The sequence below is a fragment of the Deltaproteobacteria bacterium genome (genome assembly GCA_015233135.1).
Classification (GTDB): domain Bacteria; phylum UBA10199; class UBA10199; order JADFYH01; family JADFYH01; genus JADFYH01.
Genome location: JADFYH010000037.1, coordinates 1 through 22,253 on the forward strand (window position 1 = coordinate 1; position 22,253 = coordinate 22,253).

At 44.1% G+C, this 22,253-nt stretch carries 27 protein-coding genes; 4 read left to right on the forward strand and 23 right to left on the reverse strand.

What is annotated here, in order from left to right; translation table 11 throughout:
• Positions 1 to 791: SUMF1/EgtB/PvdO family nonheme iron enzyme (locus HQM15_10540; protein ID MBF0493203.1), on the forward strand; the 791-nt coding region annotated here is incomplete at its 5' end.
• A gap of 518 nt (positions 792 to 1,309) precedes the next feature.
• Here the strand turns inward: HQM15_10540 and HQM15_10545 are convergent.
• From HQM15_10545 to HQM15_10590, 10 genes are all read right to left on the reverse strand, one after another.
• Positions 1,310 to 2,986, reverse strand: coding sequence for a hypothetical protein (locus HQM15_10545; GenBank protein ID MBF0493204.1), 1,677 nt, complete (start codon positions 2,984 to 2,986; stop codon positions 1,310 to 1,312).
• 493 nt (positions 2,987 to 3,479) lie between these two features.
• The gene (gene groL / locus HQM15_10550; GenBank protein ID MBF0493205.1) at positions 3,480 to 5,129 is read right to left on the reverse strand and encodes a chaperonin GroEL; all 1,650 of its coding nucleotides are present in this window, start codon (positions 5,127 to 5,129) and stop codon (positions 3,480 to 3,482) included.
• A gap of 33 nt (positions 5,130 to 5,162) precedes the next feature.
• Entirely contained in the window at positions 5,163 to 5,450 is a 288-nt protein-coding gene (gene groES / locus HQM15_10555) for a co-chaperone GroES (GenBank protein MBF0493206.1), read from the reverse strand.
• A 161-nt stretch (positions 5,451 to 5,611) separates the two neighbouring features.
• Positions 5,612 to 6,871 carry an ATP-binding protein gene (locus HQM15_10560; GenBank protein ID MBF0493207.1) on the reverse strand — a complete coding sequence of 420 codons (1,260 nt, stop codon included), beginning with the start codon at positions 6,869 to 6,871 and terminating at the stop codon, positions 5,612 to 5,614.
• A gap of 71 nt (positions 6,872 to 6,942) precedes the next feature.
• On the reverse strand, positions 6,943 to 7,215 hold the full coding sequence (locus HQM15_10565) for a DUF507 family protein (GenBank protein MBF0493208.1): 273 nt from the start codon (positions 7,213 to 7,215) through the stop codon (positions 6,943 to 6,945).
• The gene (locus HQM15_10570; protein ID MBF0493209.1) at positions 7,212 to 7,493 is read right to left on the reverse strand and encodes a DUF507 family protein; all 282 of its coding nucleotides are present in this window, start codon (positions 7,491 to 7,493) and stop codon (positions 7,212 to 7,214) included. The genes HQM15_10565 and HQM15_10570 overlap by 4 nt, the downstream gene beginning before the upstream one ends.
• Positions 7,484 to 8,080, reverse strand: coding sequence for a phosphatase PAP2 family protein (locus tag HQM15_10575; protein ID MBF0493210.1), 597 nt, complete (start codon positions 8,078 to 8,080; stop codon positions 7,484 to 7,486). The genes HQM15_10570 and HQM15_10575 overlap by 10 nt, the downstream gene beginning before the upstream one ends.
• Before the next feature lie 55 nt (positions 8,081 to 8,135).
• Positions 8,136 to 9,620, reverse strand: coding sequence for a leucyl aminopeptidase (locus HQM15_10580; GenBank protein MBF0493211.1), 1,485 nt, complete (start codon positions 9,618 to 9,620; stop codon positions 8,136 to 8,138).
• Positions 9,621 to 9,625: 5 nt separating this feature from the next.
• Positions 9,626 to 9,865, reverse strand: coding sequence for a type II toxin-antitoxin system HicA family toxin (locus tag HQM15_10585; protein MBF0493212.1), 240 nt, complete (start codon positions 9,863 to 9,865; stop codon positions 9,626 to 9,628).
• Positions 9,866 to 9,873: 8 nt separating this feature from the next.
• Positions 9,874 to 10,134: a type II toxin-antitoxin system HicB family antitoxin gene (locus HQM15_10590; protein ID MBF0493213.1), complete on the reverse strand. Its 261-nt coding sequence runs from the start codon at positions 10,132 to 10,134 to the stop codon at positions 9,874 to 9,876.
• 66 nt (positions 10,135 to 10,200) lie between these two features.
• Between HQM15_10590 and HQM15_10595 the strand changes: the two genes are divergently transcribed.
• Positions 10,201 to 11,010 carry an enoyl-CoA hydratase/isomerase family protein gene (locus HQM15_10595; protein ID MBF0493214.1) on the forward strand — a complete coding sequence of 270 codons (810 nt, stop codon included), beginning with the start codon at positions 10,201 to 10,203 and terminating at the stop codon, positions 11,008 to 11,010.
• A gap of 1 nt (position 11,011) precedes the next feature.
• On the opposite strand, the gene HQM15_10600 is transcribed toward HQM15_10595, so the two are convergent.
• From HQM15_10600 to HQM15_10635, 8 genes are read right to left on the reverse strand one after another with little or no spacing between them, the layout of a single operon-like run.
• The gene (locus HQM15_10600; GenBank protein ID MBF0493215.1) at positions 11,012 to 12,217 is read right to left on the reverse strand and encodes a hypothetical protein; all 1,206 of its coding nucleotides are present in this window, start codon (positions 12,215 to 12,217) and stop codon (positions 11,012 to 11,014) included.
• Positions 12,205 to 12,759: a thioredoxin family protein gene (locus tag HQM15_10605; protein MBF0493216.1), complete on the reverse strand. Its 555-nt coding sequence runs from the start codon at positions 12,757 to 12,759 to the stop codon at positions 12,205 to 12,207. The genes HQM15_10600 and HQM15_10605 overlap by 13 nt, the downstream gene beginning before the upstream one ends.
• Before the next feature lie 14 nt (positions 12,760 to 12,773).
• The gene (locus HQM15_10610; protein ID MBF0493217.1) at positions 12,774 to 13,973 is read right to left on the reverse strand and encodes a hypothetical protein; all 1,200 of its coding nucleotides are present in this window, start codon (positions 13,971 to 13,973) and stop codon (positions 12,774 to 12,776) included.
• 49 nt (positions 13,974 to 14,022) lie between these two features.
• Positions 14,023 to 14,742, reverse strand: coding sequence for an SDR family oxidoreductase (locus HQM15_10615; protein MBF0493218.1), 720 nt, complete (start codon positions 14,740 to 14,742; stop codon positions 14,023 to 14,025).
• Positions 14,739 to 15,236 (reverse strand): 6-carboxytetrahydropterin synthase, encoded by a 498-nt coding sequence (locus HQM15_10620; protein ID MBF0493219.1) that lies wholly within the window; start codon positions 15,234 to 15,236, stop codon positions 14,739 to 14,741. The genes HQM15_10615 and HQM15_10620 overlap by 4 nt, the downstream gene beginning before the upstream one ends.
• The gene (locus tag HQM15_10625) at positions 15,229 to 15,957 is read right to left on the reverse strand and encodes an SDR family oxidoreductase (GenBank protein MBF0493220.1); all 729 of its coding nucleotides are present in this window, start codon (positions 15,955 to 15,957) and stop codon (positions 15,229 to 15,231) included. Before HQM15_10625 ends, HQM15_10620 begins: the two co-directional genes overlap by 8 nt.
• Entirely contained in the window at positions 15,932 to 16,594 is a 663-nt protein-coding gene (locus tag HQM15_10630; protein ID MBF0493221.1) for a glycosyltransferase family 2 protein, read from the reverse strand. Before HQM15_10630 ends, HQM15_10625 begins: the two co-directional genes overlap by 26 nt.
• A gap of 2 nt (positions 16,595 to 16,596) precedes the next feature.
• On the reverse strand, positions 16,597 to 16,932 hold the full coding sequence (locus HQM15_10635; protein MBF0493222.1) for a dihydroneopterin aldolase: 336 nt from the start codon (positions 16,930 to 16,932) through the stop codon (positions 16,597 to 16,599).
• A gap of 73 nt (positions 16,933 to 17,005) precedes the next feature.
• Here HQM15_10635 and HQM15_10640 point away from each other — a divergent pair, with 73 nt between their 5' ends.
• Positions 17,006 to 17,287 carry a hypothetical protein gene (locus tag HQM15_10640; GenBank protein ID MBF0493223.1) on the forward strand — a complete coding sequence of 94 codons (282 nt, stop codon included), beginning with the start codon at positions 17,006 to 17,008 and terminating at the stop codon, positions 17,285 to 17,287.
• A 528-nt stretch (positions 17,288 to 17,815) separates the two neighbouring features.
• Positions 17,816 to 19,096, forward strand: a complete 1,281-nt coding sequence (locus tag HQM15_10645) for an endo alpha-1,4 polygalactosaminidase (protein ID MBF0493224.1) — start codon at positions 17,816 to 17,818, stop codon at positions 19,094 to 19,096.
• Positions 19,097 to 19,098: 2 nt separating this feature from the next.
• Here the strand turns inward: HQM15_10645 and HQM15_10650 are convergent, their stop codons facing one another.
• From HQM15_10650 to HQM15_10670, 5 genes are all read right to left on the reverse strand, one after another.
• Complete coding sequence (locus HQM15_10650; protein ID MBF0493225.1) at positions 19,099 to 19,476, reverse strand: type II toxin-antitoxin system VapC family toxin; 378 nt, start codon at positions 19,474 to 19,476, stop codon at positions 19,099 to 19,101.
• On the reverse strand, positions 19,466 to 19,705 hold the full coding sequence (locus HQM15_10655) for a type II toxin-antitoxin system Phd/YefM family antitoxin (GenBank protein ID MBF0493226.1): 240 nt from the start codon (positions 19,703 to 19,705) through the stop codon (positions 19,466 to 19,468). Before HQM15_10655 ends, HQM15_10650 begins: the two co-directional genes overlap by 11 nt.
• Before the next feature lie 291 nt (positions 19,706 to 19,996).
• Positions 19,997 to 20,344, reverse strand: coding sequence for a type II toxin-antitoxin system PemK/MazF family toxin (locus HQM15_10660; protein ID MBF0493227.1), 348 nt, complete (start codon positions 20,342 to 20,344; stop codon positions 19,997 to 19,999).
• The gene (locus HQM15_10665; GenBank protein MBF0493228.1) at positions 20,341 to 20,577 is read right to left on the reverse strand and encodes a hypothetical protein; all 237 of its coding nucleotides are present in this window, start codon (positions 20,575 to 20,577) and stop codon (positions 20,341 to 20,343) included. Before HQM15_10665 ends, HQM15_10660 begins: the two co-directional genes overlap by 4 nt.
• Positions 20,578 to 20,635: 58 nt before the next feature.
• Positions 20,636 to 22,045, reverse strand: coding sequence for a hypothetical protein (locus tag HQM15_10670; protein ID MBF0493229.1), 1,410 nt, complete (start codon positions 22,043 to 22,045; stop codon positions 20,636 to 20,638).
• Positions 22,046 to 22,253 lie beyond the last annotated feature (208 nt).

Below are 22,253 nucleotides of genomic sequence, written 5' to 3' on the forward strand. Positions count from 1 at the left end.
GAACTGAAAAAAAGAATCCTTATTGCTGGATCGTAGGACGCTTTGCAAGCCAAGAAGAGGCAGACGCAGCGGCTGCACAAATTTCAGCAGGAGAACTAAGAATACCCGAGTTGAATTACGAGACGAGTGGTGGCCAGCAGCATAATGATTATTTCAGGGATAAGATCTTCGAGACCAGCCTTTATTCGAAAGAAAATCCTGCAGAAAACCCCAATGGCTTACAAGTAGTGAGGGTAAGACCTACCGATAGAACCCTTGATTCCAGAGTAGACAAACCCAATCAACCCGCCACGAATTTAAGATGGGCGGAGGCCTTGAGTATTGCAGATTTTATAGGTCGAAAGCTCACAGGACGACCTGGTCGCCTGCCCAGTGCCGCAGAGGCTGAATTTGTGAGACGAGGGGGGATTGATCCTCAAACAAAACAATGCCGCAATTTTAAATATGGGACGAGTGACGGAAATCTACCTAACGAGAGCAATGCCGATTTTGCTAGACCCTATAACAAAGGCCCGAAGGATGTGGATGCCGTTCCAGTGAATCCCTTAGGGGTAAGAATTAACGGAGTATGGGAATGGTGCAATGGTTGGTATAAAAGAGGGCCAAGGCTTGAATATCGCCCTTCTAGGCCTATAGATGGTTCAAGAGAGCTGCGTGGCATTTCCTGGGGCAGCAATAATGACAGGGGCGCGCGGGCGGCCAATCGGGACATCACCGAACCTGATGTATGCAACGTTGATATCGGGTTTCGTGCCGTTGTGGTTGCCGTTTCCGAGGACTCGAATTTTTAAACTTTAACCCTTTTAACCTATATACAAGATAAATTATTGACGGAGGAAAAATTATTGGAAAAATAAAAAAGCCATTCCGAAAAAATCGGAACAGCTTTTTATTCGGAAACTCCGGCTGCTGGACTCGAACCAGCGACCTAGCGGTTACAGTTTTTCCACTGCTTTCACAATGGCCTGGACTATCTCATCATCCCAATTTCATGGGATGGCGGGCGCTCCCTTCATCAATACGATGAATTTGGAGAGGTTATTCTTTCGTCACTCTCTAGTCTCTGCACCTTTCTCCTGCCTATTAAATCAGAAGACTTGGCTCAGGGTTGCCATATTCTTTGGCAAAGAATTTAGGGTTCCCTGAATTCACCCACTTTTTCAATCTACCTTACGGTAGAAAGCTGCATATTTTACAGCCGCTTGCTCTACCGACTGAGCTAAGCCGGAATAATTATACTAAAAATTTTCTTCAAAGATCGAAGCAGCCTTGTACTCAAAGGAGTTTAATTTTGTCAATCTTCCAACTCTTAAAATTCAAACATTAAAGTAGAACGTACTGCAAAAGCGACATTCGCCGGATCAAAAATAATGGAATTCATCGGGCTGCCAGTGAGTGAGGCATTGGCCAAATCGTCGTTCTTAATGTTGTAGGCTGCGCCGGGTAACATCACCCCACCGGTCAAATTCCAGTATACATGATCAAAAAAACGGGCTTCTACGAGTAAATCAGTTTCTACTCCATACCAGCGACTGTCGTTGTAGACATGAGGCAGGCTGCCGACCCCGGTCAATTCTGCAAAATTATAGTCGAAGGTTCTGGAAGGTGCCCAGGCGGTAACCACATGAGCTCCTAGCTTGAGCCATTGTGCTTGGGGGATGTAATCGGCCAGGTCAAAGCGATGTTTATAAGTAAGGCCCACATAAACAGCGTTGTTTACATAATTGGAGGTGATGGGATTATTCCCGGCCCGCGTTACTCCTGCGACTTGAATGGCGGGAGAGGTGCCCAGGGGCATTTGGAACATCATGAGTCCGATATGGTAATCGGGCCTGAAACCAAATTGGGTAATTTTAGAAGAAAGGGGGGAGGCGTCGCCTTGCGCATAACCCGAAATGAGTTTTATTTCCTCTTGGTTAAATTTAGCTTCGGCTTCCAAGGCGCCCATGCTGACAGAAAGATCTTTTGTGTCACTTAAGCAAAAGGGAGAAATGGTCGTGCCAGTGTTTGGAAACTGGGTTCCATTGATGCAAATCCCCGGAGAAAATTTTCCGCCCAAGTAAACATATTCCCCCTTGATCGTCAGCCAATCGTGTTGCCATTTACTGTAGGCATCAATAAAGTAAGTGCGTGTGTCTCCATCTTTGGCGCCAGGCACCGTTGCACCGGTAGAGTCCAAGGCCGCACTAAAGTTTCCCGTCCCATTTCTAAAGCGTAATCCCCCGACCACCCCAAATTCGAAGGTGGGGCGTTGATACAAAAGAACCTGGGAAAATTGATAAGTGTCGTGGGCTGAGCCGGTGGTGCCTCTCTCCAAACCGCCCATGGCCGGATTGTTGTTGCTGTTGTAAGCAAAATCGATGGAGGTCGCAAAAGCCAGATCGGAACCATCTTTGAAGTCCAGCTTTCCAATATAGAGGAAGCGATCGAAAGTATCCCCAAAGTTGGCATCCCGATCATTTCCGTCATTCTGCAGAATACCTAAACCCCAGTGAGAGCCTTGTCTTCCCAATCTGAATTTTCCCATGGGGGTGAGTAAGTCGACGTAGAGGCGACGCACATTCACGTTACCGCCACCACCCGTCGTAGGATCGCCACCACTTCCTCCGGTAACACCAAAGGCCCCACTGGCACCGGGAACGCTAAGAGTACCCGCCAGAGGGTTATAGACGGTGAGCTGTCGGGTGTCACTTTTTCCGAAAATAACATTGTCTAAAAGATCAATTTGACCATGAAAAGAAATGTTGTCGCTAATCTTGAGAGCTGGATCGATGCGAAACCGTTGTTGTCCATAAGTGATGCTTCTGAAACGATCGTTATCACCCTGGGTTCCTTGATGGATATCGGAAGGACTTTGAAGATCAAGATTGTTTGAATATTCCCCCTGCAGGCGGTAGTAGCCATGGGCGGAAAAATCGATTGCATGGGCGATGCTGCTACTGGCAAGTAAACCAAGAGTCGCAAAAGACAAAAGAGCCTTTTTCATGAATGCCTCCACTCAAAAAAAGAATTTAAAAATAGAAGTCTTGAAGAGAGTCTCTAACGGTGAAAAGTAATGGCTGTCAACACTGGAGAAGCTTCTTTTGAGCAGAAAAAAATAACGCGGCGAGTTAGGATTTTTTTAATAACCGCTTCTTATTGTTAAAAATTGTTTGAGTAAACTTAGCCTCTAAACAAATTTTCACAAACGTCTTTAGAAGTTTCCGGCTTTACCGTACTAGTTCATGAGTGGGAAATAGGTTCGGAATGGAGTATTTTCGTCCATTATGCATTATGGATGATTCCCTTACTCTTCCTTCGGGTCTCTTTTTCTGTGAATTCAGGAAGAGGGATCGAGTAAGGGACTGGTTTCACGGAAACAGGAGAGAGAACAAAAAAGGCGCTTCGATCACATCGAGGCGCCTTTTTCATGAAAAACTGCAAAAAAAAACAGGGGCAACTGGCGCCCCTGTTTTTAAAGATTAGGGCTACAAGGGCAATTACATCATTCCGCCCATGCCACCCATTCCGCCCATGCCACCATGCGGCATGCCTGCGGCGGCAGAGTCTTTCTTATCGTCAGGTTTATCGGCGATAAGGGCTTCTGTGGTGAGCATCAACGAAGCTACGGAGGCTGCGTTTTGCAAGGCGTTACGGGTTACTTTGGTCGGATCAATAATTCCCGCTTCGATTAGATCTTCGAATTTATCTTTTGAGGCATTGTATCCATAGGCCCCTTTGTTCTTCTTAATTTCATCCACAATGATGGCGCCTTCGACACCGGCATTTTCAGAAATCTGACGGGCAGGCTCTTCCAAGGCACGACGGATGATATTGACGCCTACTTGTTCGTCCGCAGCTACTTTCAGCTTGTCGATGGCTGAAATACAACGAATCAAGGCGACACCGCCTCCAGGGACTATGCCTTCTTCTACCGCTGCACGAGTCGCGTGCAAGGCGTCTTCCACGCGGGCTTTCTTTTCTTTCATTTCGGTTTCAGTGAAGGCTCCCACGTTAATGACTGCAACACCGCCCACCAATTTGGCAAGACGTTCCTGCAATTTTTCACGGTCATAGTCGCTGGAGGTATCTTCTACTTGAGCGCGAATCTGTTTTACGCGGGCTTCAATGTCGGTCTTGGAACCGGCACCATCCACGATGGTGGTATTGTCTTTATCGATCACGACACGTTTTGCACGGCCCAGTTCTTTCAAGGTCAGGTTTTCAAGTTTCAAACCCAATTCTTCGGCGATGCATTTTCCACCAGTGAGGGTGGCAATGTCTTCCAACATGGCCTTGCGTCGGTCCCCAAAGCCAGGAGCTTTAATGGCTGCGGCATGCAAGGTTCCACGGAGTTTGTTTACTACCAAGGTGGCCAAGGCTTCACCGTCTACATCTTCAGCAATGATCACCAAAGGCTTTCCCACCTTGGCAATATTTTCCAACACAGGAAGCAGCTCTTTCATGGAACTGATCTTCTTTTCGTGGATCAAGATGTAAGGATTTTCCAAAGTACAGGTCATTCGCTCAGCATCAGTCACAAAGTAAGGGGAGAGATAGCCACGATCAAACTGCATTCCCTCGACTACATCCAGGCTGGTGTCCATACTCTTGGCTTCTTCTACGGTGATGACTCCTTCTTTACCAACCTTGTCCATGGCTTCAGCCAAGATCGTTCCAATGGTTTCATCGCTGTTGGCAGAAATGGTGCCTACTTGGGCAATTTCTTTTCTGTCTTTGATGGGCTTGGAAAGCCTCTTGAGTTCTTCGATGGAAGCGGCAACGGCCTTTTCGATTCCGCGCTTGATAGCCATAGGATTATGACCGGCAGCGACCATTTTGGACCCTTCACGGAAAATGGATTGGGCCAATACGGTAGCGGTGGTGGTTCCGTCGCCAGCGATATCACTGGTTTTGGAGGCCACTTCTTTTACCATCTGTGCGCCCATGTTTTCAAACTTGTCTTCCAATTCAATTTCTTTGGCAACGGTAACACCATCTTTGGTGACCAAAGGAGAACCGAAGCTTTTATCAAGAACCACGTTGCGACCACGAGGTCCCAAGGTTACTTTTACGGCATCTGCCAGGACATCGACTCCACGAAGGATGGAGGCCCTTGCTTTTTCGCCGAATACGAGTGTTTTAGACATATCAAATACTCCTTATTATAATAAAAAAAATAATTACCCAACAATGGCCTGAATATCATCCTCACGTAAAATGAGGTATTCCACGCCTTCCACTTTTACTTCGTTGCCACCATATTTTGAAAACAAAACCTTATCCCCTACCTTGATTTCGAGGGGGGTTATCTTTCCATCCTCACTGACACGGCCCGAGCCCACGGCTACCACTTCGGCTTCCTGGGGTTTTTCTTTGGCGCTATCAGGAATAATAATTCCACCTTTGGTCTTTTCCTCTTCGGAGATACGTCTGACAATAAGACGGTCGCGAAGAGGACGGATGTTGATTTTTTTGGACATATCACGGCCTCCTTAAAATGAAAATGTTAGAGAGATTCAGCATTTTTGCTGTTCGGCGGGTGATATAAGTATTTGTTTGGCTCTGTCAAGGGGAGGGGTGAGAAATAAGAAAAATTTTTATGGTGCCGACCGTTGTTTTGATCAGATCTCTATTCCAGACAGGGGGCAAACAGTTCTATGGAGACAGACCACATTTCTCTGTTTTTTTCAAAAATCCCTTCTTCTTCAAGTATGACCAGATTTTCCTTGGCATTGACTGTTTGAAGTGCGGGATAGGCATCACTTGCATGTTTTTGTTTCATCTTACATTCCAAGGCACTAAAAATATTACTTTTATCTCGAATGACAAAATCTACCTCCCGTTTTTGGTAATCCCGGTAAAACCCCAATTGTAAGGGCGCTAGCCTTCCACCTATTTCCGAATAGAGCCCCCGGTATAATAAGCAGGCGACTTGATTTTCAAATCGAGAGCCCGAGTTTTTTTCACTTGAATAATCATTAAAGCAAAAATCAATGGGGTAAAATTTCTTTTCTTTTCGAATTTGTTTTGCTTTGGACAAGACGCAAACCGGAATTTCAAATCCCCAAAGTACCTGCTTGAGGGCAAGAAGATCTTTTTGGGCCGTATTGGGAGAAATGTTCAAAGTTTCACTGATGCTTCGAAGAGAATAAGTAGAGCCGATGCTTTCTAAAAGCAGTTCATAGACATTCCAAACACGTTCTACATCTTTTCCCACGTGTAAATCTTTTAAGTCACGATCCAGCAAAGCGGATTGATAATCGATAAGCCATTGTTTCAGAAAAATGGGGTCTCTATTATCAAGGTTTTCCGGAAAACTCCCAAATTGTGAATATTCTTCCCAAAGTTTTCTCAGTTTTTTTTGATGGGGAAAATAAGATTTTATCGCTTCCAGGAGAGGGCTTTTTCCTTTCCAGGCTTTCTCTAAATTGATTTCCGGAGCGCGATTTCGGATATATTCTCTAAAGGAGAGGGGAAAGAGATTCAGCCAAATCGCTCTGCCTGCCAGACTATCTCCCTGGTCTTGTTTTCTGAGATGAAAAGCAGAAGATCCTGAAGCAACAAAGCGGAGTTTCTGACTCGTTTTATCAAAACACCCTTTTAGAATATTACGCCAATTTTTCACTTTATGAATTTCATCAATAAACACCAGGGGTTTTTTGCTTTTGGAATGCTTCTCCGTGTAATTTTCATCGTACCAATTGAGGAGAGTTTCCGGAAATTTTTTGAAGATTATTCGATCCTGAGCAATATCCATGTTCAATTCAAGATCGGGCAATAGATCATGTCGAATGAGAGAGGTTTTACCGGATTGCCTGGGTCCGGAAATAAAAAGAATTTTATCTTTAAAGTGAAGTAAAACTTCTGAAAGATGGCGCTGAAAGTACATCCTGTAATTTGTTCACAGGCATGAACGTTTTTCAATAAAAATGTTCATACCTGTGAACGTTTTTCAAAACCCTAAAACCGCTTCTTTTGGGCCTCTTCCTCATAATACTTCCGGTACATAATCTCCCATTCCCTCGATCCCTCAAAAACCCCTCGTTTGAGGGTGGCAATCTTGGCACGGACGGCATCGTCAATCTGGTCGTCGGTATTTAGGTAAGTGGTCATCGTTTTTTTGATGAGCTTCAAGGCGGCTTCGTCGCTGTCGTAATCGACTAGGTCTGAGTTGTAAAGTCCGTTGCAAACCAGGTGGGCCAGGTGGCTGAGGCGGTCTTCGGAGAGTTTCATAGCACCAGATTCCTTTCTTTCACCAATTGCTTTTTGATCATCTGAAATACCTTTTGCGCATCCATGTTTCCGGCGGCAATTTGGGCTTTATACTGCTCCATCATTTTTTTCACTTCTTCATCCAGTTTGTCTTCTTTGAGAAAGTCGTTGCTGATGAGTTCGATGATTTTATGTTTTATTTTGTCTTCAGCAGCCTTGAGGCGAATGGAAGGTTCTTTACGAATTTCAGCCAACACGCGGTCGGCCAAGGTTTGAATCTGTTCTTTTTTTAATCGCATTCCTCCACCTTCCTTTGAAGATGAAGATGAATCAAGCCTAAAATAAGTCCCAGGCACCAACCGGCCAGCACGTCACTGCACCAATGCACTTCGAGAGAAATACGCGAAAGGCCTACCAGAAAAATGATAAAACTAATCAGCAGTCGCGTTTTAAAGTCTTGTTGAAGATTTGGAGTTAACAGGGAGTAAATTAATAATCCCAAAAAAGCAATGTTGGCTGCATGACCAGAGGGATAGCTGAAGCCCGTAGCTTCACTGACAGTCGAGACGGGTCTTTCTCGACTAAAAAAATCTTTGAGGAAAGGATTTCCAAGTCTTAAAGCAGCGGCACAGATCACGCAAATTGCAGATTGTTTAATTTGCTGCCGAAAAATAAAATAAAGAACGATCACAAGACAAATGACCACAAAAACTTCCCCATCTCCCAGATGAGTCACTTGCTTCATCAGGCTCACATGGGTATCCGACAAAAAATCATGATTAATATCGTAGACCAGTTGATCCAAGGCAGGGAGAATAGGGCGCACAAAGATGAGCGCAGTGATGAGAAGAAAAGCGATGGTGAATAAATAGAGATGAACGAGCATAAAAGACGCTCATTTCGTTTTTTTGTCATTGCGAGTGCAGCAATGACGGCGGAAGTTAAAACCCCATCAAATACTCACACAGAGTTCTCACCATAATTCCCGTGCCACCCTTGGGGCAGTAGGCCCAAGGCTTGTTTGCCCAGCTGGGGCCGGCGATATCCATGTGGGCCCAGGGAGTTTTGCCTACAAATTCCTGCAGAAAGAGTCCGCCCATAATCGAGCCTGCATAAGCCCCGCCAATGTTTTGCAGATCGGCAATATTACTTTTCATGTCGTCTTTGTATTCTTCTACCAAAGGCAATTCCCAAATCAGCTCCCCACATTTTTTACCACTGCTGATCAGTTTTTCGATGTGTTCTTTATCGGTACCCAGGATGGCGGTGTAGAGTTCTCCCACGGCAACCAGGCAGGCGCCGGTGAGGGTGGCCAAATCGACCATAAAATCGGGTTTCTTTTCCGCCGCAAAAGCCAGGGCATCCATCAAAATGAGACGGCCTTCGGCATCGGTGTTCAGCACTTCGACGGTTTTGCCATTGTAAGCTTTAATGACATCCCCGGGACGGATCGCATTCGCATCGGGCATGTTCTCGGCGCTAGGAACATAAGCGTGCACCTCCACTTGAGGCTGAAGTTGAGCGATGGCCTGCATGGTGCCCAACAACGCTGCGGCCCCGGCCATGTCGTCTTTCATGGTCTCCATGCTTTTGGGGGGTTTTAGAGAGAGACCACCCGAATCAAAAGTGACGCCTTTGCCGATGAGGGCAATCACTTTTTTGGCTTTTGCTTTGGGTTTGTAAATCATTTCGATGAGCACCGGCGGATTTTTAGCGCCTTTGCCGACGTTAACAATTCCACCCATTCCCAGTTTTTTTAATTCAGCCTGTTTGTAGACGCGGGTTTTAATGCCCTTGATTTTCAAAGCGTGTTTTCCCAAAATTTCGGGGGCCATGTCTTCGGAAGGAGTGTTGACCAAATGTCTTGCAAAACAGGCGGCTTCACTTAAAATTTCGGCCTTGCGCAAGGCTTTTAGAGCTTCTTTTTGAACTTTGTGATCAGGCAGAAGATAGAGGATATCCGACAGCCCTGAGGACTCTTCTTTTTTGGATTTGTATTCGTCAAAACGATAAGAGCCCAGCAAAAGGCCTTCGGATGCGGCTTGCACGACCTCACCGAGAGGGAGAAGCTCCTGCACACATTCGGCGATAGGAAATAATATTTTTTTGGATTTTAAGCTGACGGCTGTGGCAACTGCCTTTCCACAGGCTTTTCGTAAAGTTTCCTGATTGAATTTTTTAATTTCACCCAAACCCAACACCAAGACATAAGGCGCCTTGATTTTATAGTGGGTGTGCAGGGTTTTTATGTCTCCTGGTTTGCCTTTGAATTCCTCTTTTTTGAGAGTGTCTGAAAGCAGGCCAGCAAGTATAGAATCTACAAAGGCTGCGCTATTTCCTTTTTCAATTTTTCCTTCAAAGAGAGGAAGGATGACTAAATCAACATTGGCCTTTTCAATTTTTTCAGCTGTAAGAGAGAGTTGCATACTTCTTAAGTCTCCTTTAAAAGAGTTAATAAATCATGAATGCTTAGTCCTGCTTGTTTGAGAATATTTCTTAGGGTTCCTTTTTTAAGATCTTTATTCCCATGGATAGGAACAGGAACCATGACCTTTGTGTGTGGGTGTCTGAAAATATGATGGCTTCCACTTACTCTTCTCAAAATAAAACCTTGTCGCTCAAGAATTTTAACTATCTGTTTGGGTTTTATAGGGGGGAAGGAGGAAGACATGAGTTATCCTAGATGGCAACTGGAATAAATATAGGTGCTGTAATGATTTCATCTTTCTCTTTGGGTATAGGGTCTCCATCTTCTTCTAAAACTTGTAGGTAACATTGAATAGCGTCTTTAATCATTTTTTGTGCTTCTTCAAAGCTATCACCCTGGGAAACACAGCCAGGAAGGGCTGGGACATAAGCAGTATAGCCTCCATCCTCTTCCTCTCTTTCAAAAAAAGCCGTGTATTTGTATATTTTTTTGGATTTTGTTTTTCTTTTCATAACTAAAGGCCCTGTTATTTATTTTGCCATTGATTCTGATTGTACCTTTATACACGGAGACATTCTATGCCCAAATCAAAAAAAGAAATAAAGCTCGATTTAGTCAAACTTCAGGTCCAACACGCGGTGGCCGAAATTCGTTTAAATCGTCCGGACTTGTTAAATCCTTTTAATATCGAATTGGCCACGCAGTTGGGAGTGGCCCTTCAAAAAGTATCCAGCGATAAAAAAATTCGTGCCGTCATTCTCCGTGGAGCAGGCAAGGCCTTTTCTGCAGGCGGCGACCTGAAAATGTTTCACAGCCTGCTTCCCCGGGCCGATAAAGGGTTTCAAAAGGTTTCGTCTTTATTGAATCAAGCCATTTTACTCATTCGCCAAATGCCCAAACCGGTAATTGCCGGTATTCACGGCCCTGCCTTTGCAGCAGGCTTTGGGTTGACGCTGGCTTGTGACCTCATTTTGGCCTCCGAATCCGCCAGACTCTCGGCCTCCTTTATCAACATCGCACTGACACCCAATGGAAGTGCGAGCCTTTATCTCCCTCGCTTAGTGGGATTTCACCGGGCCAACGAGCTGTTTTTTACGGGCAAAGTGCTTTCTGCCCAAGAGGCCTTTGAATGGGGAATCGTCAATCGGGTGGTGAAGGAAGAAGAGTTTGATCAGGCCTTGATGGATTGCGCCCAGGAACTTGCCACTCGTCCGACTCGCACCCTTGCCCAAATGAAAAGGCTGATGAATAAATCTTTGGGCATTTCCATTCCCGCTCAGCTTACTTTGGAAAAAAATACCATTGCCTGGTCTTCCACTACAAAAGATTTTGCGGAAGGGGTGACGGCCTTTGTGGAGAAGAGGAAGGCTGAGTTTAAGGGGGATTAATTCACATCCATCTCTTTAAAAAATGAAAAACTTTTCCCAATCCCGAAAATAAAAAACGCCTAAAACTTCGCTGATGAGCGCTCAATTTTTTACTCTGTTGCAAATCCGCTAAAAATTGTTTCTCTAAAAGGGCAAGCGATTCTGCTTTTTGCACCGCAATATCAATTTCCAAATCGTGTCGAACGCTGCGGTAATTCAAATTGCTGCTGCCTATCATCGCAAAGTTGTCGATAATCAATGTTTTTGCATGAAGAATACTGGGGAGATATTCGTAGATTTCTATTCCCCATCGGGCCAGGCGCCACATTAATAGAGAGGAGACCCATTGGGCTATTTTATGGTCGCTTTTGTAGGGGATGAGTATTTTGATATCCACGCCTCTTTTTTTTGCCTTCTTTAAAAAATGGGCGAGGCGTCCCATGGGGATAAAATAGGCGTTTGTGATCCAGATTTTATTTTGGGCCTTGGCGATTTTCCTTAAGAGCCGGTAGAAATAAAAAAGTCTTAAAAAAGAGTAGTAGTTGAGGTGAATGAGGCTTGAAAGATTTTTTCTGGATGCTTTGATGCTCAAGACAGACCAGTCTTCCAGCAAGTGCTCCGTATCTTGAAAATCGGGGTTCCAAGCCCTTAGCCAGGCTTTCTCAAAGGCGTCGATGGCCTTGAATATTTCAGCTCCCTCGACGTAAACTCCAGTGTCTCGCCAGGCCCTTGAGCCCTGATGGGCCTTGAAATGTTTTGAGGAGAGATTGGCGCTTCCGCTAAAAAGGGCATGCTCATCGATAAGGACTGTTTTGCGGTGATTGCGTCGATTAAGATATTTAAACCAACGCCCAAATTTGTGAACTTTCAGAAAATGGCTGAGGGGCTGTGAAGGCTTTCGAATCCAGGGGAAAGGGCGATAAATACGCGTTTGTATATTCTGGCCATCGAGTTTTCTGAGGTCTTCCGCTTTCCATTCGGAACAGCCAAACCCATCGATAATCAATTTTATTTTGACTCCTCTTTGTATGGCTTGCCGAAAGGTAGAGAATAATCTTTCGCTCAATTCCCCTTTTTCAAAGATGTAGAATTCAACGCGTACCCAGTGCTGGGCGAGCCCTATCGCGCGTAAGATGTCTTCAAAAAACAAATCGGTATCGGTGTAAATTTTTTCGACCCGCCACCGCGGATTTGGCTCAGGGTTTTGGATAGCGTTTAGGTTTTCCACTTGATGGAACATCCCATGGAAGGCATTTGTTGGGCAAGAGGAGTATGGCCACTCAATAAATCATCCAGGGCCTCACGCAGTTCGTGGCGTTTCGCTTGTGTGGCGTCTTTCCAATTGTCATCGATGCGGCCGTGGTAGGCGAGTTTTCGGTCCCGGCCGTAGACAAAAATATCAGGGGTGCAGACGGCGCCAAAGTTTTTTGCAATTTCCTGGGTTTCGTCGATCAGGTAAGGAAAACCGTAATTATAATCCAGGGCCCTTGTTCTTAAATTTTCAGGGCTATCGTCCGGGTAAGCGCTGGCATCATTCGAGCAGATGCCGATCAGCTGAACCCCGCGTCCTTCATAATCCTTGCGAAGTTCCACGAGCCGATCTTCAACGGCTTGAACGTAAGGGCAATGCGCGCAGATGAAAAGGATCACCAATACTTTTTTATCCGAGAAAGAATTGAGGTCAAAGTTTTGTCCACTCACTGCATCTTTGAGATGGAAAGCGGGGAGGGGACTGGCTAGATTTAGGGGTTCTGAGTTTAAGAGGGCCATAGGCTAATTCTCCTTTAAAATAGCGCAAAATCCACCACAATCGCATCGTGATCGCTACATTCCCGACCTTGATAAGTCAGTCCATCAATTACTTTAGGAGAGCTGGGTTTGAGAGGATAATCTTTAAACTCTGCCTCTTCGGTAATAAGCTGTAAATCTTTGGCTGCAAACCAATCGATTTTGAAACTGCAGCGGCCATTGTTTTTGCTGAGGGCCCAATCGATAAATTTGAAACACCAATTGGGAATAATGTCTTTTAAATTTTTTATTTTTTTGATGTCTTCGATGCTGTAATGCAGCGTGCAAACTCCCAGTTCGTTCCAGTTTTTGTAATGAAAGCCATGTTGCTCCAGACTTTTAAAAAGGCCTCTTTCAAATAATTTATCCGGATGGGGGTAATGTTTGGCAATCACATAACGCACACCCATGGCCACGCGTACCCAAAAGCCATAGATAGCCCAGAGGGCTTTGCTGGAATTGTAGGTGGTGGTGTTTAAATCTCCGCCAAAGAGTGTGGGCATTTTGGGCAGCTTTTCTAAGGCCTTTAAAATGGTGCGCATCTGATCTCGGCGGTGGCGTTTGCTGGAATGGGCATCCAGGTGGGCGCAGACGAGGCGCATTTTTTTCTGGGGAAGAAGGACTGTACAGCAAAGCGCTTGCTGATGGCCCAGGCGTTTTTCTTTGCCCTTCATTTTATCTTTGTTGTTGTGCAGAGGAATGAGAAAAAAATCTTCCAGGGAATAACGGGAAAGAATGGCATTGCCATGCAAAGCAAGTTCGTTTTCTCCCTCAAAATGATCTTCGGCGCCATTGCCTTTGCATAAATTAATGTAGGTAGGCACAAAAAAATAATTCATCTGAAGCGCCTTGGCCAATTCTTTGGCCACATTTTTATTCTGCGAGCGAATCATTCCCAAATCGGTTTCAGGAATTAAATAAAAATCGGCTTCCTTCAATACAGGATGATTTTGCAGGGTATGGAGTATGCCCTCAAACTCAATGCCTCGCTCGACGTTCCAGCAAACAGCGCGATAGAAAGGTTTGGAGGGAGCTTCCTTTGCGAAATGACCGGTTTCGAAACCGGTGAGAATCTTTTCAATTTCAGGGGAAAGCTTTTTATAGAGGGCCGATTGTTTGAGTTTTTTGGAAGAATCAAATTTTGAAAGCTCTGCAAAATGAGAAGATAAACTGTGATTTAAGGGGGAGTTCTTCATGGTCGGAGAGACTAGCGAAATCAAGATAGAGGGTCAAGACAAGGGATTTTCAGGCCCCATCCACGAAAAAATTCTGCCCTGTAATGAAATCCGATTCCAACAAAAACAGGACCATCCTGGAAATTTCTTCGCTGCCCGCCCATTTTTCACGAAGAGTTTTTTGGATAATTTGATCTTTCATTTTTTTGCTATAGTTTTCTGGTGCAAAAATTTGTCCCGGAGAGATGCAGTTTACCTGCACTTCCGGAGCCAGGCTTCTGGCCAGACCTTGAGAAAAGGCAAGCAAGGCGGCTTTCGAGGAGGCATAAGCCAGATAACGAGGCTGAGGATTGGAAATGCCGGCATCAATGAGATTCAAAATATGCCCTTCCCCTCTTTTTTTCATCAAGGGGCCAAAGGTTTGAGCGAGTAAAAATGGAGCTTTCAGGTGGATGTTAAGAAAAACGTCCAGGTCGTCTTTTTGGGTTTCTTCCAAAGTTTTTGGATAAAAAAGGGAGGCGTTATTGATCAAAACATCCACCCGCTTTTCAGTTTTAAGGATTTGCTGAATTAAATCTTTCACTTCTTCCGATTTGCAGAGATTCGCTTGATAAAGTGAACAAGGGCTTCCCAATCTGAGAATTGCTTGCTGAGTGTTCTTCGCTTCTTTTTCTGAGGCATAATAATGCAAAAGAATATGGGCCCCTTTTTGAGCGCAGACCATCGCAATGCTTTTGCCAATGCGTTTTGCGGCTCCGGTGATGAGGATTTTTTTATTTTTGAGATTCATTCGAAGTCTCGTTGAATGATCTGCGCCCCTTGGTGAGGCAGTTCGTCTAAATTAAATTCTATTTTGGAAAGATTGGATTTTATTTTTAAGAAAATATCTTCTTTCAAAAGTCTTTTCAAAAACTCGAGGGCTAAGTCTTCTGTGCTGGTGTTGCTACAAGGGAGGAGTTCCACTTCATCGCTGGGGATCACGTAGTGTTTTTTGCAGAGAGTAAATTCCGTCTCATTTCCGATTTTTATAATCTGAAACGCTGCCGCATTTTGAGGAAGCAAAAGTTTGTGATGCCACTTTTCGCAAAGCCTTCGGATAGCCGTTTTGATTTCGGAAAAAGGCACCATGTTTTCAAAAGAATGATCTTTTAGATAGACCGAGATACTGACATGATAGGTATGGCCGTGGAGAGGTTCTTTGCTGCCATCGGGAAACAAGGTCATGTGCGCTGCTGCAAATTTCAAATCTTGAGTACCCATTCGAAGCCCCAGTTCTTTATTCATTGCTAAACACCTCCAAAACCGATCCGTTCAAAATCGCCGACGAGTCTTCACAGAGATTGGCAATCAGTTTAGCGACGTCTTCCGGATTTGTTTTTGAAGAGAGATGAGGCGCTGCTTCTCTGAGCATCTTTGTATTGACTGCTCCCGGTGCCAGGCAATTGACACGAACATTGTAGGGTTTTCCTTCTACCGCCATCACTTCTGTCAGGCCAATCACCGCATTTTTGCTGGCGGCGTAGGCGGCTGTTCCCGGAAATTTGATTTGACCTCGAATGCCTGCCAGTGAACTGATATTCAAAATGACACCCCCCTGATTATTCTTCATCAACTTAAAGCCTTCGCGGGAACACAAGAACATCGCATTCACATTGACTGCAAAGACTTCCTGCCAAAGCTTGAGGCTCATCTCTTCGATGGGAGCAGCTCGAAATAAACCGGCATTGTTGACCAGAATATCCAGGCTGCCGAATTTTACCTGAATCGTTTCAAAGAGGGAAAGCACCTCGTTTTCCTCTGCAAGATTTGCTGCGAAAATGAGAGTTTGAATATTGGGATAAAGAGATTTGATTTTAGCTTCTACTTTTTTTAGTTCCAACTCAGTTTTGCTGACTAAAATTACATTGATATTTTTGGAGGCAAAAAGTTCTGCAGTCGCAGCGCCGATGCCGCGGCCTGCACCTGTGATGAGGGCGGTTTTATTTTCTTTGCGTAAGCTGTGCATTTTGTATCCTATTACAGATGGAATCGGGTTGTGTCCTGTCGTACCAATAGGTTTTTAAAAAAGTTTTCTTCATTAAGAATTTTTGCTCTACTAATTTTTCAAATAAGGCGCTGTCTTCGCTAAAATTCACCACAGGAAAACCACCTACTTCGCTTAACTTTTTTCTTAAAATGAAAAGTGCTCCAATATGAATACAATTGTCCAAATGAATTTTTTGAGAAAGATTGTTTTTGTCCGGTACGAATGGATTTCCATAAACATCAACTTTTCCATAGAGAACCTGAAATTTTGAATCCGAATCAATTATTTTTTTATTTTCTTTGAGATGTTGAGGTTTGAATTGATCGTCAGAATCCAAAAAACAAATCCATTTTCCGCGGGCTTTTTGAAGACCATAATTTCTGGTTTCGGATAAACCACTGTGTGTTTTCTGTAGAAAAATGATTCTCGAATCTTGTTCTAAAAACTTTTTCATTTTGATTGAGGTTTCATCAGTGGATCCATCATCCACTACAAGGAGTTCCCAGTTTTTATAGCTTTGTTTCAGAACAGATTCGATCGCCCTCTCTAAAAGATGCGCACGATTATAGGTGGCAATCACAATACTGAAAAAAGGGGGTTTTATATTACTAGTCATACTTAATTTCTCACAAGGATGGCTTCACAATCTTTTAAAATATTTGGCTTTTCCACTTCCACTAAAACCTCCAAGGCCTTTGGATCTTGCAAAACCAATTGCTCAATTTGATGTACCAAGCTTTCCAGTAAAGCATAACGGCTTCTTTGTGCGAGCTCGAGGATTTGCTGATGCAGCTTTTCGTAATCCAGGGTATCGGTAATCGAGTCGGAGACAATGGCTTTTTGGGCATCCGTTCTAATCTTGAGATTGAGCGTTAATTCTTGAGAGGTCTGGCGTTCCTGTTCATGGACGCCAATCAAGGTCTTGAGCTTGAAATTTTTGAGTTCAATCCACATGTGATGTTCTATATCTTGACAGTAATGTTTTAACGATTCATTATTTTGTTATAAATAATTACAGGGAGTGCCTATGCAGACAGAACTAATGAAAATTAATGCAAATGGTGTATTGACCATTCCTTCCAAATTTAGAAAGCTGGGTTTTGATCCCAATCAATTTGTAAATGTCAGTCTGGAAGAAGATGGCTCCTTAAAAGTGGCTCCTGTTGAAATTATTCCCAGCTCCCAAAAAGGTTTCCATACAAAATCGTGGAAAAGTAAAGAACAAAAAGCAAGTTTGGATCTCAGGAAAAAGAAAACCAAGAAATACGCGAGCGAAAAAGACTTTGTCGAGGTTATGAGAAAATGGTGATTCAAACCTCCAGTACTTTTGAAAAAGAATTCAAAAAACTCTCCAAAGAAAATCGGGAGCTCTCGAAAAAGAAGATCGAATTGTTTTTAGCACGCATTCCAGCTTGAGAATAAAAAGAGTTCAGGGATACTCAGAAGACCCACCCATTTTTGAATTCAGTATCAGTATGTCCATTCGAGTTACTTTTCAGCGTTATGCAGATTTTATCTATTTGAGGCATATCGGCACCCATGAAATTTTTAGGTCCCCCTAGTCCGCCTCATCGCAGCAAAGCGTGTGGTGAGGCTCAATTCAGGTGGAGAATTCTCTCTCCCCCTGATACCCCCATCGACCTCTGTCACTTCTCTGCTGCTTTTTGTGAAGAAGTGACAGAGGAAGAACCTAATGTTTTATTCTGTTAAATCTGGTTTTGAGCAAGTTTATATTCGTTTTTCAGAAGATGAAAAGGGCTTTTAATGAAGTCGTCCTTTCGCTAGACTTTATCAGTTAAGGCTTGGAGGGCCTTTACCGAAAAAAAGGGGGGGCGATATGAGGCGATACAGTCTGAGGGGGCTTGTGTCTGCATTTTTTCTATTTCTATTTTATTCCAATCTCTTTGCCACGGAGCTGAGTCTTGCTCCTCAAAGCTATACGACTCAAAGTGGCTCTACGAGCGGTCAGCCCGTTTCCACTCTTGCGATGCAGGATCAAAGCGGTTCTCAGGACGATTGGAATCAATACCTTGAATTTTATACACCGGGAAATTCAATCTACAAAGGGCAACGCGCCTACATCGTTCCTGCTTCAGTCGATCTTACTCAAATTCAAGGCCTGGCCTTGAGAGTCAATTACAGAGGCCCTCAAAAAAACTATCAGACTTGGAGCTGGAAAATTTACGATTGGGTGGGACGCAAATGGGTTGGTATTGGGGATAATGGTTTTGCGGCCCCATGGATTTGGCAAATGGCCAATTTTCAAATTGGTGGAAAGCCAACGAATTACATCAACAGCAAGCGGCAGCTGAGTATCCTCTTTCAATCAAACAATGCCAAAGACGATGCCGATTTGGACTACGAGGCCCTCGTGCTGACGCTGCCAAATCAAACGCCTGTTCCCGATTCTTCAACGCGATGGATTCCGCCTCCAGTCTCCAGCTGGCAATGGCAATTTAGCGGTCTTCCCATCGATACCAGTGTGAATGCAGAAATTTTTTCTCTGGATGGTTTTGATACGGATGCCGCCTTGGTGGCCGAGCTTCATGCTCAAGGGAAACACGTGGTCTGCTACATGGACATGGGGACCTGGGAAGATTGGCGTCCCGATGCGTCGCAGTTTCCCGCTTCTGTCAAAGGATTGGGCAATGGTTGGCCCGGTGAAAATTGGCTGGATATCCGGCGGCTGGATATTTTACTTCCGCTTCTGGAAGCCCGCCTGGATTTGTGCCACGCGAAAGGCTTTGACGCGGTGGAGCCCGATAATATGGATGGCTATTCCAACACGACTGGCTTTCCTCTGACTGCGAACGATCAACTGCAATTCAACCAGACCATCGCAGAGGCTGCGCATGTGCGGGGTTTATCCATCGGTCTGAAGAATGATATCAGCCAGGTGGCTAATTTATTGCCGCACTACGATTTTGCCATCAACGAAAGTTGCTTTGAATTTGGTGAATGTGCTCTGCTGAATCCCTTCGTGGATGCCGCGAAGGCGGTGTTCAATGTGGAATACAATCTGGCGATCAACGATTTTTGTCCTCAGGCCAATGCGATGAATTTTAATTCGATGAAGAAGAATAGAAATTTGGATGCGTATCGAGAGGCGTGTCGATGAGCTTAGGGTCTAAAGATCTTCAACTGAATATCTTTTATGCATTTGAAATGTTTTGAATTGCCTGTGGCAAGGGTCAGGCCATGCTCGGCTGCTGTTGCGGCAATGAGCGCATCTTGACTGAGTAAACCGTACGCCAGTGAATATTCTTCGATGTAAGCAAGGGCTCTATGGCCTATGGATTGAGTTAAGGGAAGGGTGCTGAAATTTTGCTGGCTCAATAAGAGTTTAATAATTTGATGCTCTGCTTTGTTGCGCGCACCCTGAAGTAATTCCATGAGTGTTTGAATCGAGATGAATTTTCTTTCTGCCAGATCTAAAAGATGAGCTGCTTTTTCGTTACCTCGCTGTACCCAAATAAGAATATCCGTATCAAAGATCATGATATCTTTTTCCCCTTAATTTTTTCATCGTCTCTTCTACGCTTTCTTTGGTGTCTTTATGCATACCAAAAAAAGGATGCTGCTTTATTTTCTGATCGGAAGTGGTTTGGAGAGGGATTATTTTCCCTTTGAGTTTACCGTGATAAAGTAGATTTACTTCTTCACGATTATTCAAGGCCTCGAGTATTTTTTTTGTTTTATATCTTAAATCCAGAATAGAGGCATTCATAATAATCTCCAAATATGTCTCTTAATGGTAGACATATTTAGTTTTTAGTCAACTCATTTGTCGGGAATCGTATCGAGGATTTACCTTGAGTTCTGCAGATTTTAAGAATCATTTTTTGCTCATTCTTGGCAAGTACCCATCTATAAAGCATTTCCCCTCTCCCCTTGAGGGAGAGGGTCAGGGTGAGGGGTATTTCTAGTGCACTCAGGATCACCCTCTCTCTGACTCTCTCCCCTCAAGGGAGAGAGGACTTTTCAGAGTGGCTTCTTACTAAAATCTGCGGAACTCAAGTCAGTATTTAAAATCCAAAAGAATTTTTATTTTTTCTTCAATGTCTATGAGAGTTTTAGAATCGAGTTTTCCGATTTCTTTTTTAAATCGCCTGTTATCGATGCTTCGAATCTGATCCAACATAATATCCGATTCTTGACTAAGCCCTGCCTCACCTTTCTTGAGGTGAATTCGAGTGTATTCGAGTTCTTTTCGTACTTTTGTGGTGAGGGGGCAGATGAGGGTGGAAGTATGAAAAGGGTTGAGATCGTCCGTTTGTAAAACCAAAACAGGTCTTGTCTTGCCTGCTTCGCTACCAAAACGGGGATCCAAATTTGCAGAATAAAGATAGCCTCGACGTATTTTCATTCGGGCAGGTCTTCCAGTAATTCAAAATCCTTCAAAAACTCACGGGTATCGGATTGAAGGAGCAGGGCTTCTCTTTTTAATTTTTTCTTTATCATTTTTTTCTTGGTACATTGATTAAAGAAAGAGACGGCTTTGTTAATGTAAGTATTTCTTGGAATTTGAATTTCCTTTAGCAATTTTTCTGTTTCAAGAAATAGATCTTCTTCTAATTTTAAAGAAAGGGCTTTGGACATAATGGTGTATACTATTTAGATATACTCATTTGTCAATACGGAACTCAAATAAAGTAAGTTAGCTTAATCGTTTCGAATGATAATAATTCTTATCCCTCTCCCTCGCCTGCTTTAGTAACTCCTCCTTAAAATCTGGATGGGCAATTTTGACAAGTTCGTAGCAGCGCTCTTCATCCGTCAAACCGTATAAATTGGCGATGCCCTGTTCGGTGACGATATATTGGGCGTAATGCCTTGGGGTGGAAATAATGGAACCCGGGGGCAGAGCTTCGACGATATTGGAATAACGTTTCCCTTCAATTTCTACGCTCGATTTGATGCAGAGGATGCTTCGTCCGTCGGGGCTATGAAAGGCGCCTTGCACAAAGTTCAGTTGCCCCCCCACTCCGCTGTATTGTTTTTCACCAATGGCCTCGGAGGAGACTTGGCCGGACAGATCAATCATAAAGCCCGAATTCACACTCGCCATGTTCTGATTTTTGGCGATGATGTGGGGATCGTTGACGTAGGAGACCGGTGCTGCCAGGGCCCGGCCATGGTTATGGCCTTTGCGTTCATCGAGCCATTCATAAAGTTTTTGGGATCCGAGTGCAAAGGCGAAGAGCGATTTTCCCTCGTGCAAGCCTTTTTGGGTGTTGCTGATCTTGCCCGATTCCATGAGCGTCACAAAACCATCGCTGATCAGTTCGGAATGAATGCCAAAATTTGTCAAACTGCTTTCAGACAGCAAACGCGCCACTTCGTTGGGGATGGCGCCAATTCCGAACTGCAGGGTGTCGCCGGATTTCAAAAGGCTTACCACTAACTCAGCAATCTTTTTTTCCGCGGCATTCATTTCTGCAGGGGGCAGCTCGAGAAGAGACTGATCACTTTCCACTACGACATCCAGGTCTTCAATCGAGATCTGATTATTCCCTAACTCGCGAAGCCCATAAACTACAGGCATTTGCGGATTAATTTCACCTACAGTGAGCCTCGATTTATCTTTGGAGGCCTCTATAAAAGGACAATAGATCGCTTCGGCATTGCTGCCAAAACTGAGCCGGCCTTTTTCATCCATAGCAGAAAGTGTAGTCATCACCACTCGCGGCTTAAAGCTTTTGGCAAAAATTTCAAAGGCGTTGAAGGCCAGGGGAAGGTAGGCCACATTGGCCCCCATGTCGTTCAGCATGCGTTCGATGGGGCCATAATAACCGCTAATCACTTTTACTTTTTCGTGGGTGAATAAAGGATAAGGAAAGGCACAAAGCCCCGTGAAAATTTCCAAATTCTCAATATCCGTTTTGTCACTGAGGGCATTCAGCAAAGTGCGGGGCTGCCCGGCAGCGATGGAGGTAGCCAGTCTATCTTTGCCTTGGATGAGAGAAATAAATTCTTGGGTGGATTTCTTTTTGGAGTTGTAGAGGTCTTGAAAAGACGACATGATTTCCCTCGCACAAATAGCGCTGATCCATACAATAATTGGCATTGCTTACACCCCACTGTAAAAAAGTCATGACTTTTTTACAGTGGGGTGCATGAACAAACAAATGTTGTGAGTTTTTTAATTAAGATGCATTTAATTACTGGGGGTAGTTTTTTTTGATAAGGCGAGAAGTTTCTTGATTTCTATTTTTTTCCCTTTGCCTTCTTCTTTTCTAAAGTCAATCGCTTCTTGTTTAAAAATATTATTTTGA

Bases quoted from the DNA above. Each gene is read 5' to 3' on its own strand.
- HQM15_10545 (MBF0493204.1), bottom strand. From the start codon at position 2,986: ATGAAAAAGGCTCTTTTGTCTTTTGCGACTCTTGGTTTACTTGCCAGT.
- groL (MBF0493205.1), bottom strand. From the start codon at position 5,129: ATGTCTAAAACACTCGTATTCGGCGAAAAAGCAAGGGCCTCCATCCTT.
- HQM15_10560 (MBF0493207.1), bottom strand. From the start codon at position 6,871: ATGTACTTTCAGCGCCATCTTTCAGAAGTTTTACTTCACTTTAAAGAT.
- HQM15_10565 (MBF0493208.1), bottom strand. From the start codon at position 7,215: ATGAAACTCTCCGAAGACCGCCTCAGCCACCTGGCCCACCTGGTTTGC.
- HQM15_10570 (MBF0493209.1), bottom strand. From the start codon at position 7,493: ATGCGATTAAAAAAAGAACAGATTCAAACCTTGGCCGACCGCGTGTTG.
- HQM15_10575 (MBF0493210.1), bottom strand. From the start codon at position 8,080: ATGCTCGTTCATCTCTATTTATTCACCATCGCTTTTCTTCTCATCACT.
- HQM15_10580 (MBF0493211.1), bottom strand. From the start codon at position 9,620: ATGCAACTCTCTCTTACAGCTGAAAAAATTGAAAAGGCCAATGTTGAT.
- HQM15_10585 (MBF0493212.1), bottom strand. From the start codon at position 9,865: ATGTCTTCCTCCTTCCCCCCTATAAAACCCAAACAGATAGTTAAAATT.
- HQM15_10590 (MBF0493213.1), bottom strand. From the start codon at position 10,134: ATGAAAAGAAAAACAAAATCCAAAAAAATATACAAATACACGGCTTTT.
- HQM15_10595 (MBF0493214.1), top strand. From the start codon at position 10,201: ATGCCCAAATCAAAAAAAGAAATAAAGCTCGATTTAGTCAAACTTCAG.
- HQM15_10605 (MBF0493216.1), bottom strand. From the start codon at position 12,759: ATGGCCCTCTTAAACTCAGAACCCCTAAATCTAGCCAGTCCCCTCCCC.
- HQM15_10610 (MBF0493217.1), bottom strand. From the start codon at position 13,973: ATGAAGAACTCCCCCTTAAATCACAGTTTATCTTCTCATTTTGCAGAG.
- HQM15_10615 (MBF0493218.1), bottom strand. From the start codon at position 14,742: ATGAATCTCAAAAATAAAAAAATCCTCATCACCGGAGCCGCAAAACGC.
- HQM15_10620 (MBF0493219.1), bottom strand. From the start codon at position 15,236: ATGAATAAAGAACTGGGGCTTCGAATGGGTACTCAAGATTTGAAATTT.
- HQM15_10625 (MBF0493220.1), bottom strand. From the start codon at position 15,957: ATGCACAGCTTACGCAAAGAAAATAAAACCGCCCTCATCACAGGTGCA.
- HQM15_10630 (MBF0493221.1), bottom strand. From the start codon at position 16,594: ATGACTAGTAATATAAAACCCCCTTTTTTCAGTATTGTGATTGCCACC.
- HQM15_10635 (MBF0493222.1), bottom strand. From the start codon at position 16,932: ATGTGGATTGAACTCAAAAATTTCAAGCTCAAGACCTTGATTGGCGTC.
- HQM15_10640 (MBF0493223.1), top strand. From the start codon at position 17,006: ATGCAGACAGAACTAATGAAAATTAATGCAAATGGTGTATTGACCATT.
- HQM15_10645 (MBF0493224.1), top strand. From the start codon at position 17,816: ATGAGGCGATACAGTCTGAGGGGGCTTGTGTCTGCATTTTTTCTATTT.
- HQM15_10650 (MBF0493225.1), bottom strand. From the start codon at position 19,476: ATGATCTTTGATACGGATATTCTTATTTGGGTACAGCGAGGTAACGAA.
- HQM15_10655 (MBF0493226.1), bottom strand. From the start codon at position 19,705: ATGAATGCCTCTATTCTGGATTTAAGATATAAAACAAAAAAAATACTC.
- HQM15_10660 (MBF0493227.1), bottom strand. From the start codon at position 20,344: ATGAAAATACGTCGAGGCTATCTTTATTCTGCAAATTTGGATCCCCGT.
- HQM15_10665 (MBF0493228.1), bottom strand. From the start codon at position 20,577: ATGTCCAAAGCCCTTTCTTTAAAATTAGAAGAAGATCTATTTCTTGAA.
- HQM15_10670 (MBF0493229.1), bottom strand. From the start codon at position 22,045: ATGCCAATTATTGTATGGATCAGCGCTATTTGTGCGAGGGAAATCATG.